Raw genomic sequence first — 12,843 nt, forward strand, 5'->3', positions numbered from 1 at the left:
ACCGAGGTGCCTTACCTGCCGGACGCGCAGGGCGATTCGGCGTCGGCCGCCGATGACAGCCTCGAAGTTCCCTACGACCGCGTCATCATCGCGACCGGCTCGCGGCCTTTTCTGCCGCCGATCGAGGGCAGCGAGGGATCCGGCGTCTTCTTTTTCCGCACCTTGGACGATTGTTCGCGCATCGCGGACTACGCCGCCCAATCCAAAAAGGCGGCGGTCATCGGGGGCGGGCTCTTGGGCCTGGAGGCGGCCCGGGGCCTGATGACCCACGGCGTCCAAGTCGTCGTCCTCGAAACCTCGCCCTGGCCGATGAAGCTGCAGTTGGATGCCGAGGCCGGCCATCTCCTGAAGTCGACGTTGGAAGCGATGGGAATCCGGACCTTCTGCAACCGCATCACCTCCCATATCGAGCGGAGGGACGGAAAAATTTGGCGCCTCCACTTCACGGATGGGTACACGCTGGAGACCGATCTGGTGGTGGTGAGCGCCGGGATCCGGCCGATCACCGAGGTCGCCGCCGGTTCGGGCCTGGCGGTCCAGCGGGGAATCGTCGTCGACGACCGGATGCAAACCAGCGATCCCGAAATCTTCGCGCTGGGAGAATGCGTGGAGCACCGCGGCCGGCTCTACGGCTTGGTCGATCCGATCTGGGAGATGGCCGCCACCTTGGCCGACGTCCTCACCGGAGCCAATCCGGGAGCGGGCTACGCCGGCTCCCGGCTGGGCACCAAGCTCAAGGTCATGGGCGTGGATTTGGCCTCCTTGGGCGAGGTCGACCCGGCGGGCGAAGCCGACGAGGTCGTGGTCTACCGAGAGCCGAAACAGAACCTCTACAAAAAGCTGATCATCCGGGAAAACAAGCTTGCCGGCGCCATCTTGCTCGGCGAGACCGATTCCTTCGATGTCTTGATGAGGCTTTTCAAGGAGGGCGGGGAGCTGCCGGAGCGCAAGGCCGACCTGCTCTTCGGCGGCACCAACGTCCCGTCGCTGGTGGACGTGACGGCCCTGCCCGACGGGGCCCAGATCTGCAACTGCAACGGCGTTTCCAAGGCCCAGATTTGCGAGGCGGTCCAGGCCCGGGGCTGCGCCAGCGTGGCCAAAGTGGGACAGGCGACCAAGGCCGGCAAGGGCTGCGGCTCCTGCAAGGGGCTCATCGCCCAGCTGATCCAGGCCTACGCCGGCGAAGTGGGCTACGACGAGAGCGAGCACTATTACGTCCCGGGAATTTCCTTGGAAAAATCCCAGTTGATCGCGGCGATCAAGGCCAAGAATCTCAAGTCCGTTTCCGAAGTGTTCCGCGAACTGGCCGGCGGCAAAGAAGATGCCGACAGCAAGGTCGGCCTGGCTTCGCTGCTGCGCTCGATTTGGCACGAGGAGTACCAGGACGAGCGGGACGCCCGCTTCATCAATGACCGGGTCCACGCCAACATCCAGCGCGACGGCACTTTCTCGGTCGTGCCCCGCATCTATGCGGGGGTGACCACCGCCGACGAGCTGATTCGCATCGGCACGGTGGCGAAGAAATACCAAGTTCCGATGGTCAAGATCACCGGCGGCCAGCGCATCGACTTGCTGGGCGTGAAAAAAGAGGACCTGCCGGGCATTTGGAAGGATCTGGGCATCCCCAGCGGCCATGCCTACACCAAGTCGGTGCGCACGGTGAAGAGCTGCGTCGGCACCGACTTCTGCCGCTACGGCCTCGGCGACTCGATCGGCCTCGCCCAGGAGATCGAGCACCGCTTCCAGGGCATCGAGTCTCCGCACAAAATCAAGATGGCGGTGGCCGGTTGCCCCCGAAACTGCTCCGAGGCCTACGTCAAGGACATCGGAGTGGTCGGGATCGAGGGCGGGCAATGGGAGATTTACATCGGCGGCGCCGCCGGGGCGACCGTGCGGAAGGCCGATCTTTTTGCCACGGTCGACTCGCCCGACGAGGTGCTGCGGCTGGTCGGCCGCTTCATTCAGTATTACCGCGAGCATGGCAAATACCAAGAGCGGACCTACGGTTTCGTGGAAAGGATCGGCATCGCCCGCTTGAAATCCCTCTTGGTCGAGGATGAGCTGGGTCTCGGTAAAAGGCTGGACGAGGAGATTCAGCGGGCGGTCGACTCTTACGTCGATCCTTGGAAAGAGGCCGAGCTACCGGCCTATCCCCATCAATTCACCGGACCGCAATTGGTCCAGTTCTTAAATGAGGCCAATAACAATGGATAAAACCGACGCTCTCGAAATTGGATCCTTGGAAAAAATTCCGCTCGGGCAAGGCCGCTGCTTCGTCGTCGGCCGGGAAGAGATCGCGGTCTTCCGGACTCGCTCCGGCGGGGTGTTCGCCATTCAGAACCGTTGCCCCCATCGCCAAGGCCCCTTGTGCGAAGGCGTCATCGATGACCAGCGGGTGGTGTGCCCCTATCATGGCCACAAATTCGACATCCGGACCGGTGCCGGCAGCGAAGCCGGCGAGAGCGTCAAGGCCTTTGAAGTCACCGAGAGTCAAGGTTTGCTGACCATTAAGATTAAGGAGCCGGCGTGAGCGGGTCGACGAACGCCCATCTTTTCGATTCTCAGGGCCGGCGAATCACTTACCTCCGCCTTTCGGTGACGGATCGCTGTCAATTCCGCTGCGTCTACTGCTTGCCGCCCGAAGGCATCGCTTCGCTTCCGAAATCGGATTATCTCACGCCGGAGCAGATGGAGCGCCTGGTGCGCGCCTTGGCCGAGATGGGGGTATGGAGGCTGAGGCTGACCGGCGGCGAGCCCTTGCTCCGCCGCGACATCGTCTCGCTGGTGGCTCGATTCTCCAGCATTCCTCGAATCCGGGATTTGGCCTTGACCACCAATGGCGAACGGCTTCCCGAGCTGGCGGCGGACCTGAAAGCCGCCGGCCTGATGCGGGTCAACGTCAGCCTGGACAGCTTGGACCCCGCGCGCTTTCGCGAGCTGACGCTCTCGGGGTCCTTCGAACGGGTCCGCGAAGGCATCTTTCGCGCCTTGGAAGCCGGGCTCAAGGTCAAGGTCAACGTCGTGGCGATGCGGGGAATCTCGGAGGCCGAAATCGACGACTTCGTCGAGCTGGCCTACGCCCATCCTTTGGAGGTCCGTTTCATCGAGTTCATGCCCTTGTGCGGCGGCGGCTGGAGCCGGGAGGCAAGCCTGCCGATTGCTGGACTGCGCTCCCGGGCCGCCGAGCGCCGCCGACTCATCCGGATCCCGCGCAACGGCGAGGTGGCGGAGAGCTATGCCCTGGCCGGCGGCAAGGGCCGGGTCGGCTTCATCGCCTCCATGACCGAGCCTTTCTGCTCCACTTGCTCGCGGATCCGGGTCGGCGCGACCGGGAAGGTCCGCCTCTGCCTCTTTTCCAAGCTGGAATATGATCTTAAGCCGGCGCTCGCCGCCGGCGCCGATACCGCCGAGCTGCAACGGGAAATCCGCCGAGCGGTCTCGAGAAAGCCCGCGAGCCATCCCTGGGCCGCAGTTTCGAAGAAGCATCCGCGTCCCGAAGAAAGCGGCCTGATCCGGTCGGTAGGGGGATGATGAAAGGTTTCCGATGATCAATGTCATGAACAAAATCGAAACGCTCCGGATCGCCACGGCCCAAAGCTGCATCAAGGCCCACCCCGAGACGATCCGGCGCATGCAGGCCGGCGAGGTGCCGAAGCCGGACGTCTTGGGCGTGGCGAAAACGGCGGCGGTGATGGCGGCCAAAAAAACCCCGGAGCTTCTCCCTTACTGCCACCCTTTGCCGCTCGACGGAGTCGAGGTGAATTTGAAAGTCGAGGCCGAGCAGGTTGTCGTCACGGTGGCGGTTAGTGCGATCTGGAAGACCGGCGTCGAGATGGAGGCGCTGACCGCGGCCTCGGTCGCGGCCCTCACCATTTACGACATGCTCAAGCCGATCGATTCGGAACTCGAGATCGTTCAGACCAAGCTGCTCTCGAAAAGCGGCGGCAAGGGCGACTTCGACCAAAAGATCCCCGATGGATTCCGGGCCGCGGTGCTGGTGACATCCGACGGAACGCATCAGGGCAAACGGGAGGACAAGTCGGGCAAGCTTCTCGAGTCGCGCTTGCGCGAGATGGGCATCGCGAGCGTCGCTTACGAAATCTTGCCGGACGAGGCGACTCAGATTCGCCATCGCTTGCTGGCCCATTGCGAGAATGGGATCGACCTGATCTTGACCACCGGCGGCACCGGTTTGGGCCCCCGCGACGTCACGGTCGAAGCCACCGCCGAAGTCTTGGAGCGCGAGATGCCGGCGGTGATGCAGGCCATTCGCGGCTTCGGCCAGCGCCGCACTCCCTACGCCATGCTCTCCCGGGGCTTGGCCGGCCTGCGGGGTCGAACGGTGATCCTCAACTTGCCGGGCTCCTCGCGCGGGGCCGCCGAATCCATGGATGCGGTCTTCCCGGCGCTGCTCCATGTCTATCCGATGCTGGCCGGAGGAGGGCATTGAATGGATTCCATCCTCCTGGCACCGCTGATTTTTTTGATCGCCTTGATCTACTCGACCGTCGGTTTCGGCGGCGGCTCGGGCTATTTGGCGCTTTTGCTGGCCGCCGGCCTTTCCCATGAAGCGGCTCGGGAGTCCGCGCTGCTTTGCAACCTCGTCGTGACGAGCGTGGGATTTTACGGCTTCGCCCGGGCCGGGCATTTCGCGCCCCGGACCGTCCTGCCTTTCCTGGCGGCCTCTTTGCCTTACGCTTATCTCGGGAGCCGCCTCGGCCTGCCCCAAGGGTGGGTCGTGCCGCTCGTCGCCGTCTGCTTGTTGGCGGCCGGCTGGCGCTTGGCCTTTTCCCCTTCGAGCGACCGCGACGTCAAGCCGCCGGCTTGGAAGACCGCTTGGCGGATTGGTTTGCCGGCCGGTGCGGTGATCGGGCTTCTCTCCGGTGCCGTGGGCGTCGGCGGCGGAATTTTCTTGGCGCCCCTTCTGTTCAAGCTGCGCTGGGCTGATTCGAGACAGATCGCGGCTTCTTCCAGTCTTTTCATCTTGTGGAATTCCTTGTCGGGCTTGTTGGGCCAGACCTTGAGCCGCGGTTGGACGCTGGAGGCGCCGGAATTGTTGCCCGGCTTGCTCGCCGCCCTTCTGGGCGGAATCGTGGGCTCTCGACTCGGAGCGATGCGCTTAACTCCCGCGGTTCTTCAAAGACTGACCGCGGTCGTGGTGCTGGTTGCCGCCGTTCAAATGCTGGGGAAGGTATTATGATCAGCGTCACCGACGCCAAAAAGGAGATTCTGAAAGAGTCGAGGCTCCTGGGGAACCTGCGAGTTCCGCTCGCCCATGCACTTTACCGCGTCTTGGCGCAAGATCTCCGCGCGCCGGTCCCGCTTCCACCCGAAGATAATTCCGCGATGGATGGCTATGCCTTGAAGGCCGGTGACACCTTCCGGGCAACCGAGGGAAATCCCCGCTGTTTGCGCATCGCCGGGATCCGCCGAGCCGGCGATGCCGGGCGCCGTCCGCTCCGCTCGGGCGAGGCCTACCGCATCATGACCGGAGCCGCGATTCCGCCGGGCGCCGATGCCGTCGTCATTCAGGAGATGGTGGAGGCGACGGAGTGCGAGGTGCGAATCGCGCGGCCGGTCCCGGCCGGCGCCAATATTCGGAGACGAGGTGAGGAGCTGGCGAAAGGCGATCTCGTTTTGCCGAAAGGCAGCCAGCTCCATTCCCGGTCGTTGGGTCTCTTGGCCAATGTGGGTTTTCCTCGCGTTTTGATCCGGCGGCCCCCCCGCGTCGCCCTGATCGTCACGGGGGACGAGTTGGTGGAGCCGGGAAGGAAGCTCCCCTCCGGAAAGATCTACGACAGCAACGGCGCCATGCTGGAAGCGGCGCTGCGCGAGCTTCACCTGGAGCCTGGCTTGACGAGAAAGGTTGGGGACCAGGAAGGGCGGCTGACCGGCGCTCTGCGAACGGCCCTGGAGCGGGCCGACGTCATCCTGTTGACCGGAGGCGTCTCGGTCGGCGACTACGATTTTTCCAAATCGGCGTTCGGCCGCCTCGGCATCCGCACCGTCTTCTGGAAGGTGGCGCAAAAACCGGGCAAGCCGCTTTTCTTCGGCAAGAAGGGCCGAACGCTGGTCTTTGGGCTGCCCGGCAATCCGGTTTCGGCTTGGGTTTGCTTCCACGAATACGTCCGGCCCGCGCTCTTAGCGATGCAAGGAATTCCGGCCCGCGACTCGGTCGAAAGGGCTCTCTTGGAAGAGCCCTTGCAGCCCTCCGCTAAGATGACGGTGTTTTTGCGGGGCCGGTCGAGGAGCCACCAAGGTCAGTCCGCGGTCCGGCCGCTTTCGGGGCAGGGCTCTCACATGCTGAAGGCCTTGGCCGAAGCCAATTGCCTGATCCAGGTGCCGCCTCGGGAAGGGCCGCTCGAAGCCGGAGCCGAAGTCGAAGTGCACGCGCTGGAAGGGAGGGCCGGGTAGATGGGCGGCGAGATTCGGGTTCGAGTGCTGTTTTTCGCCTCGCTTCGCGACCTCTTCGGCCAGGGCGAGAAGGTTTGCTCTTTGCCGGCGGGCGCGACTCTCGGGCGCTTGGCGGAGGAGATCTTCCGCGGGTGCGAGGCCGGAGCCGAGGTGCTGAAGTGCCTGCGCTTCGGGGTGAATCAAGACTTCGCCCCGATGGAGACTCTCTTGCGGGACGACGACGAGGTGGCCCTGCTGCCTCCGCTGTCGGGGGGCTAAGCCATGCTTCGGCTCCAAATCACCGAGCAAAGGATCGCGACCGAGGCCTTGTACCAGGCTCTTGATGACCCCACTTGCGGAGGGGTCGCGATCTTCGAGGGCCGAGTCCGCGATCATCACCAAGGCCGAAAAGTCCGAGACCTCTACTACGAATGTTACCGGCCGATGGCGGAGAAGATCTTGGCCAAGGCGGCCCAGGAAGCGCGAACGAGATGGGAGCCCTCCAAGATCGCGATCGTCCATCGGATCGGCCGGATCCCCATCGGGGAGGCCGCGGTCTGGATCGGCGTCGCGGCGGCCCATCGCGAGGAGGCTTTCGCCGCCTGCCGGTTTTTGATCGAGGAAATCAAGCGCTCGGTTCCGATCTGGAAACGCGAGACTTATGTCGATGGGAGCTGTGCATGGGTCGCCTGCCTTCCTGCGTAGGGATCGTCCTGGCCGGCGGGAAAAGCCGGCGCTTCGGCCGTCCCAAGGCCTGGGCCAAATTCGGCGAATCGAGCTTCGTGGAACGGCTTTACTTACTGCTGAGAGAAACCTTCGGCCAAGCCTATGTGGTCCTTCACGAAGACTCGGCCGAATTCGCCGGCATGGAGACCTTGGTCGATCGGATGTCCGAAGGCGGGCCCATGAACGGCATCTATTCCGCCCTGGCTGGCAGCCGGGCTCCGGCGGTCTTCGTCGCGGCCTGCGATCTGCCTCGGCTCGGGCCGCCGGATATCGAGCGGCTGCTCCAAGCTTGGAGGCCCGAGTTCCCGGCCTTGGTTTATCGGCGGCGCGAGCGTTGGGAGCCGCTCTGCGGGATCTATCATTCGAGGCTGCTTCCCGCCCTGCGTCAAAGTCTCGAGATTGGCCGCTACGGCTTGCAGGAGTTTTTGACCCGGAACGGCGCCGCCGGGCTCGAGTACAGCGAGGAGGGAGCGGTCGATGGTTTAGCGAACGTTAACACCCCGGAAGAATATCGGGAATTAATCGAGGGCCGATGAAACTGGACGAATCGAAAAAAGCCGGCTGGGTCCTGGGGATGAACACCTTGGCCTTCATGCTCTGCCTAGGCTGCTGGGTGATGAACGGGGTCTTGGTCACTTTCCTGGTCAAGCAGGGAATTTATCACTGGAACGAAGCGCAGATTGGATGGCTGATCGGGGCTCCGATTTTCACGGGCTCGGTCACCCGGTTGCCGGTCGGCATGCTGACCGACCATTGCGGCGGTCGGCCGGTCTTTTCGGTCCTGATGATTTTCGCCGCTGGAGCGATGTGGCTGCTGGCTTACGCCGACAGCTACCTCGGCTTCCTGCTCGCGAGCTTCGGCTTCGGCTTGGCCGGCGCCTCTTTCGCGGTCGGAGTCGCCTCCATTCCGCTTTGGTTCAAGCGGGAGCGGCAGGGCTCGGCCCTGGGGATCTTCGGCTTCGGCAATATCGGAGCCGGCTTGACCAGCATCGGGGCGCCGATTCTCCTCAAATACCTCACGGCGGGCGGAGCTTCGCCGGAGGCATGGCGAATGCTGCCCAAGATTTGCGCGCTGGCGCTGGCCGCGATGGCCATTCTCTTCTACGTTTTGACGCCCGGGAGGAAATTAGAGCGGGGCAGGGAGAAGACCTTCCTCCAAAGGCTGGCTCCGCTCAAGCATGTCCGGGTTTGGCGCTTCGGGATTTATTACTTCTTGGTGTTCGGCGGCTTCGTCGGCCTGTCGCAATGGCTGATTCCCTATTACGTGAACGTCTACGCCTTGCCGCTGGCCACGGCCGGATTCCTCGCGGCCTGCTTCAGCCTTCCTTCGGGCGCGATTCGAGCCGCCGGCGGCTGGATTTCAGACCGCTGGGGCGCCCGGAGCGCCATGTACGGCGTCTTGGCGACCATCTTGGTCTGTTTTTCGCTGCTGGCGGGTTTAAGGCCGCCGGTCGCGGTCTTTACCTTCATCGTCTTTCTCGCCGGCCTCGCCATGGGCATCGGCATGGCGGCGATCTACAAGCACATCCCCGACTATTTTCCCGACGAAGTCGGGGTGGTCGGCGGCTTGGTCGGAGTCTTCGGTGGGCTCGGTGGATTCTTTCTGCCAACCCTGTTCGGGTATTTGCTGCAGGAAACCGGCCTTTGGTCCACCCCGTGGATTTTACTGCTGGCCTTGACCGCGGGCTGCCTGGCCTGGATGCACTCGGTGGTCCGGAGAATTCGGCGCGAAGAGAGCTTGAACCGAATGACCGCCTAAGCGTGCTTCTTGAAGTATTCCTTCGAGTCCTTGACCGTCGGCTTGATGGTGTCCTTGCCGGGCTTCCAGTCGGCCGGACAGACTTCGCCGTTCTTTTGGAAGAAGGTGAGGGCGTCGACCACCCGGATCGCCTCTTCGGTGCTGCGGCCCAGCGGGAGGTCGTTGACGACTTGGTGGCGGAGAACGCCTTCCTCGTCGATCAGGAAGAGGCCGCGGAGCGCGATGCCGGCACCTTCGAGCAGGACGCCGTATTTGCGGCTGATGTCCTTGGTGGTGTCGGCGAGCAGCGGATACTTGATGTCGCCCAGCCCCCCTTCGGCCCGGGGCAGCTTGCGCCAAGCCAAGTGCGAGAAATGGCTGTCGATGGAAGCGCCGATCACTTGGGTGTTGCGCTTCTTGAATTCCTCGACGGCCTCGCTGAAAGCCAGGATCTCGGTCGGGCAGACGAAGGTGAAGTCGAGCGGGTAAAAGAAAAGAATGACCTTCTTGCCCTTGTAATCGGCGAGTGAAATGTCCTTGAACGAGCCGTCTTCCATGACGGCGGTGGCTTTGAAGTCGGGGGCCTTCTGGGTGACTTGGATCATGCGGGGAATCTCCTTTTGACCGGCGGGGCTAAAGCCCCTTGCTACAGAATTTCTAGGGCTATAGCCCAGCGCGTTTTGGAGGGTCAACGGATTTTGGCGGATTTTCGGGGCTATTGATGGATTCCGACGGCTTCGGGAAACATTTCCGCTAGATACTCCAGGATGTCGCGGACGCTGACCACCCGCTCGGGCCGGCCTTCCTTCAGCAAGGGTAAATGGCGGTAGCCGCCGATGGCCATCTTGTGGAGTGCATAGGCGATTTTGTCCGAGAATTCCAAGCTCTCGGGCGATGGGGTCATGAAGTCGGCCACCGGCAGGTGGCGCCAATCGCGAACTTTGCCGAAAACCTTGAAGAGCAAGTCGCGCTCGGTGACGATGCCGATCAGGCGCTGGCCATCGGTCACCAGGATCGAGCGGTTCTCCCGCGCCAGGTGCTCGGCCACCTCGCCCAAGGGGGTTTGGGGACCGACGACCACCGGGGCTTTGCCCGGCAAAACTTCCAGGGCGTCGCGGGCCAGGCTCTTTTCGAAGCGGCCGACCGGCCGAACGCCGTCGAAAGCGGTGAGGTCCTCGCCGCATTTTTCGCAGTCGTCTTCGCCGGCGATGTTGTGGTGGCCGCAGAAGGGGCATTTCATGACGGCCTCACCTCCCAAGTGTCACCGGATTGCCAGAGCTTCTCGAGATCGCCCGGGCCTTGGGTCCGGATGGCGGTTTGAACTTGGTCGTTCACCAATTGATCGTAGGTCGGCCGCTGCACTGCCCGGAAAATTCCGATCGGGACCGGGAAGCGCGGCAGGTCCATCCGGGCCAGGAACTCGGCATAGGTCGGCGAGGAAGCCAGCGGATCGTGGACCAGCAGGTCGCTCGGCGTCTTCTTGGGATCGAACTCCACCACCTCGGGTTCGAGCCCCCGAAGGCGGATGCCCTTATTCCGGTCTTTGCCGAAGATCAATGGTTGGCCGGCGGTGAGCTTGAGGCTGTGGTCGTCGCGCGAGCTCCGATCGTCGATGGCGTCGAAGGCATTGTCATTGAAGATGACGCAGTTCTGGTAGATCTCGACGAAGACCGAGCCGCGGTGCTCGCCGGCGGCCTGAAAAACCTCGGCCATGTGCTTGGGATCGGTGTCGTGGGTCCGCGCGACGAAGGTGGCTTCGGAAGCCAGGGCCAGGCTCATCGGGTTGAGCGGGTAGTCGACGCTGCCGTAGGGCGTCGATTTAGTCTTCTTGCCGAACTCGGAGGTCGGCGAATACTGGCCTTTGGTCAGGCCGTAGATCCGGTTGTTGAACAACAGGATCTTGAGGTCGACGTTGCGGCGCAGCGCGTGGATCAGGTGATTGCCGCCGATGCTGAGGCCGTCGCCGTCGCCGGTGATCACCCAGACCGAGAGCTCGGGCCGGTAGGTCTTGAGGCCGGTGGCGATGGCCGGGGCCCGGCCGTGGATGGTGTGAAAGCCGTAGGTTTCCAAGTAATAGGGAAAGCGGCTGGAGCAGCCGATGCCCGAGACGAAGACGAAGTTGTGCCGGGGGATGCCGAGCTTGGGCAGCACGTTCTGCAAGGTCGCGAGGATGGCGTAGTCGCCGCAGCCCGGGCACCAACGCACGTCTTGGTCGCTGATGAAGTCCTTGCGGGTGAGGGCGGCGCTATCGTTCGCCGGAAGCATGCTTCACCTCCCGTGGCGCGCGCTTCAACTGGGCGCGGGCGCCCTCCAAGATTTCGGAAATGCGGAACGGCCTTCCCTGGACCTTGGGCAAGGAACGGGCTTCCACTAAATACTTCGCACGCAACAGCATGGCCAGCTGGCCCAGGTTCAGCTCCGGCACCAAAATCTTCTCGAAGCTGCGCAATATTTCGCCGAGATTGGACGGGAAGGGATTGAGATGGCGGAGGTGGACCGCGCCGACCGCCGCGCCTTCGCGCTGCAGCATCTCGGCCGCGGTGGCGATGGCGCCGTAAGTCGAGCCCCAGCCGACGATCAGCAGCTCGCCCTGGGCCGGGCCCTGGACCTTCAGCGGAGGGATGTCCTGGGCGATGGCCGCGACCTTGGCCGCGCGGAGCTTGACCATCTTTTCATGATTGAGGGGGTCGTAGCTGACGTTGCCGGTGACGTCCTCTTTCTCCAAGCCGCCGATGCGGTGCTCGAGGCCCGGCGTGCCGGGAATCGCCCAGGGCCGGGCCAAGCTGGTCTCGTTGCGCCGGTAGGGCATGAAGCGCCCGGCTTCGGCGATCGGATGATGGATCTCGATCGGCTTCAAATCGGCTTTGTCGGGAATGCGCCAGGGCTCGCTGCCGTTGGCCAGGTAGCCGTCGGAGAGATAAAGCACCGGCGTCATGTATTTCACGGCGATGCGCACCGCCTCGACCGCCATCGCGAAGCCGTCGGAGGACGTGGCCGGCGCGACGATCGGCACCGGGCTCTCGCCGTTGCGGCCGAACATCGCCTGCAGCAAATCGGCCTGCTCGGTCTTGGTCGGCAGGCCGGTGCTGGGCCCGCCGCGCTGGATGTCGAGGACGATCAGGGGCAGCTCGGCCATCACCGCCAAGTTGAGGGCCTCGCTCTTCAGGGCCAAGCCGGGGCCGCTGGTCCCGGTCATGGCGATGCAGCCGCCGAAGGCTCCGCCGATGGCGGCGCCGATGGCGGCGATCTCATCCTCGGCTTGGACGGTGCGGACGCCGAAGTTCTTCAGCTTGGAAAGCTCATGGAGGATGTCGCTGGCCGGGGTGATCGGATAGCTGGCGTAGAGCAAGGGGGTCTTGGCCAGCTCGGCCGCGGTGACGAAGCCGATCGCGGTGGCGGTGTTGCCCATCAAGTTGCGGTATTTGCCGGGCTCGAGCTGGGCCGGCTTGATCCGGTAATGGGCCGGAACGATCTCGGCGGTCTCGGCGTAATGGAAGCCCGATTTCAGGGCGGTGATGTTGGCTTGGGCCACCGCCGGCTTCTTGGCGAATTGCTTCTCGATCCAATGGATCGTCACGTCGAGCGGCCGGTCGTAGAGCCAGTACATCATCCCCAAGGCGAAGAAGTTCTTGCAGCGGTCCTTTTCCTTGTTGCTCAGCTCGGTGCCTTCGAGGGCGGTTTGATTGAGGCTCGAGATCGGCACCGCCACCAGCCGATAGTCTTTCAGCGAGCCGTCGGCCAAGGGATCGGCGGCGTAGCCGGCCCGCTCCAAGTTGCGCTCGTTGAAGGCGTCTTGATTGACGATGAGCAACCCGCCGTGCGGCAAGTCTTTTAAATTGGTCTTGAGGGCCGCCGGGTTCATGGCGACCAAGACGTCGGGGGCGTCGCCGGGAGTCCGGATGTCGTGGCTCGAGAAATTGAGCTGAAAGGCGCTGACGCCGGGCAGGGAGCCGGCCGGCGCCCGGATCTCGGCCGGAAAATCGGGA

At 63.6% G+C, this 12,843-nt stretch carries 14 protein-coding genes; 10 read left to right on the forward strand and 4 right to left on the reverse strand.

From position 1 onward, the window contains the following. The 10 genes from nirB to VJR29_14540 all read left to right on the forward strand — a co-directional run. A partial coding sequence (gene nirB, locus VJR29_14495; GenBank protein ID HKY64612.1) for a nitrite reductase large subunit NirB occupies positions 1-2,214 on the forward strand: 2,214 nt, incomplete at its 5' end. Beyond that, a complete protein-coding gene (locus VJR29_14500; protein ID HKY64613.1) occupies positions 2,207-2,530 on the forward strand; it encodes a Rieske 2Fe-2S domain-containing protein in 324 nt (107 codons plus the stop codon). The genes nirB and VJR29_14500, both read left to right, overlap by 8 nt. Then, positions 2,527-3,531 carry a GTP 3',8-cyclase MoaA gene (gene moaA, locus VJR29_14505; GenBank protein ID HKY64614.1) on the forward strand — a complete coding sequence of 335 codons (1,005 nt, stop codon included), beginning with the start codon at positions 2,527-2,529 and terminating at the stop codon, positions 3,529-3,531. Before VJR29_14500 ends, moaA begins: the two co-directional genes overlap by 4 nt. 13 nt (positions 3,532-3,544) lie before the next feature. Next, on the forward strand, positions 3,545-4,450 hold the full coding sequence (gene moaCB / locus VJR29_14510; protein HKY64615.1) for a bifunctional molybdenum cofactor biosynthesis protein MoaC/MoaB: 906 nt from the start codon (positions 3,545-3,547) through the stop codon (positions 4,448-4,450). Beyond that, the gene (locus VJR29_14515) at positions 4,451-5,200 is read left to right on the forward strand and encodes a sulfite exporter TauE/SafE family protein (protein ID HKY64616.1); all 750 of its coding nucleotides are present in this window, start codon (positions 4,451-4,453) and stop codon (positions 5,198-5,200) included. It abuts the gene before it with no gap. After that, positions 5,197-6,414 carry a gephyrin-like molybdotransferase Glp gene (gene glp / locus VJR29_14520; protein HKY64617.1) on the forward strand — a complete coding sequence of 406 codons (1,218 nt, stop codon included), beginning with the start codon at positions 5,197-5,199 and terminating at the stop codon, positions 6,412-6,414. The genes VJR29_14515 and glp overlap by 4 nt, the downstream gene beginning before the upstream one ends. Next, entirely contained in the window at positions 6,415-6,672 is a 258-nt protein-coding gene (locus VJR29_14525) for a MoaD/ThiS family protein (protein ID HKY64618.1), read from the forward strand. It begins immediately after the preceding gene. A gap of 3 nt (positions 6,673-6,675) precedes the next feature. Beyond that, positions 6,676-7,098 carry a molybdenum cofactor biosynthesis protein MoaE gene (locus tag VJR29_14530; GenBank protein HKY64619.1) on the forward strand — a complete coding sequence of 141 codons (423 nt, stop codon included), beginning with the start codon at positions 6,676-6,678 and terminating at the stop codon, positions 7,096-7,098. Beyond that, positions 7,074-7,655: a molybdenum cofactor guanylyltransferase gene (locus VJR29_14535; GenBank protein HKY64620.1), complete on the forward strand. Its 582-nt coding sequence runs from the start codon at positions 7,074-7,076 to the stop codon at positions 7,653-7,655. Before VJR29_14530 ends, VJR29_14535 begins: the two co-directional genes overlap by 25 nt. Then, a complete protein-coding gene (locus tag VJR29_14540; protein ID HKY64621.1) occupies positions 7,652-8,878 on the forward strand; it encodes an MFS transporter in 1,227 nt (408 codons plus the stop codon). The genes VJR29_14535 and VJR29_14540 overlap by 4 nt, the downstream gene beginning before the upstream one ends. Here the strand turns inward: VJR29_14540 and VJR29_14545 are convergent. The 4 genes from VJR29_14545 to VJR29_14560 form a co-directional block, all read right to left on the reverse strand. Then, a complete protein-coding gene (locus VJR29_14545) occupies positions 8,875-9,462 on the reverse strand; it encodes a peroxiredoxin (GenBank protein ID HKY64622.1) in 588 nt (195 codons plus the stop codon). The two genes, VJR29_14540 and VJR29_14545, sit on opposite strands and share 4 nt — an antisense overlap. Positions 9,463-9,572: 110 nt before the next feature. Next, positions 9,573-10,097, reverse strand: a complete 525-nt coding sequence (locus tag VJR29_14550; GenBank protein HKY64623.1) for a CBS domain-containing protein — start codon at positions 10,095-10,097, stop codon at positions 9,573-9,575. Further along, positions 10,094-11,122, reverse strand: a complete 1,029-nt coding sequence (locus tag VJR29_14555; protein HKY64624.1) for a 2-oxoacid:ferredoxin oxidoreductase subunit beta — start codon at positions 11,120-11,122, stop codon at positions 10,094-10,096. The genes VJR29_14550 and VJR29_14555 overlap by 4 nt, the downstream gene beginning before the upstream one ends. Beyond that, a partial coding sequence (locus tag VJR29_14560; GenBank protein ID HKY64625.1) for a 2-oxoacid:acceptor oxidoreductase subunit alpha occupies positions 11,103-12,843 on the reverse strand: 1,741 nt, incomplete at its 5' end. The genes VJR29_14560 and VJR29_14555, both read right to left, overlap by 20 nt.

The organism is bacterium (assembly GCA_035281585.1).
In the GTDB taxonomy this organism is placed as follows: domain Bacteria; phylum UBA10199; class UBA10199; order DSSB01; family DSSB01; genus DATEDP01.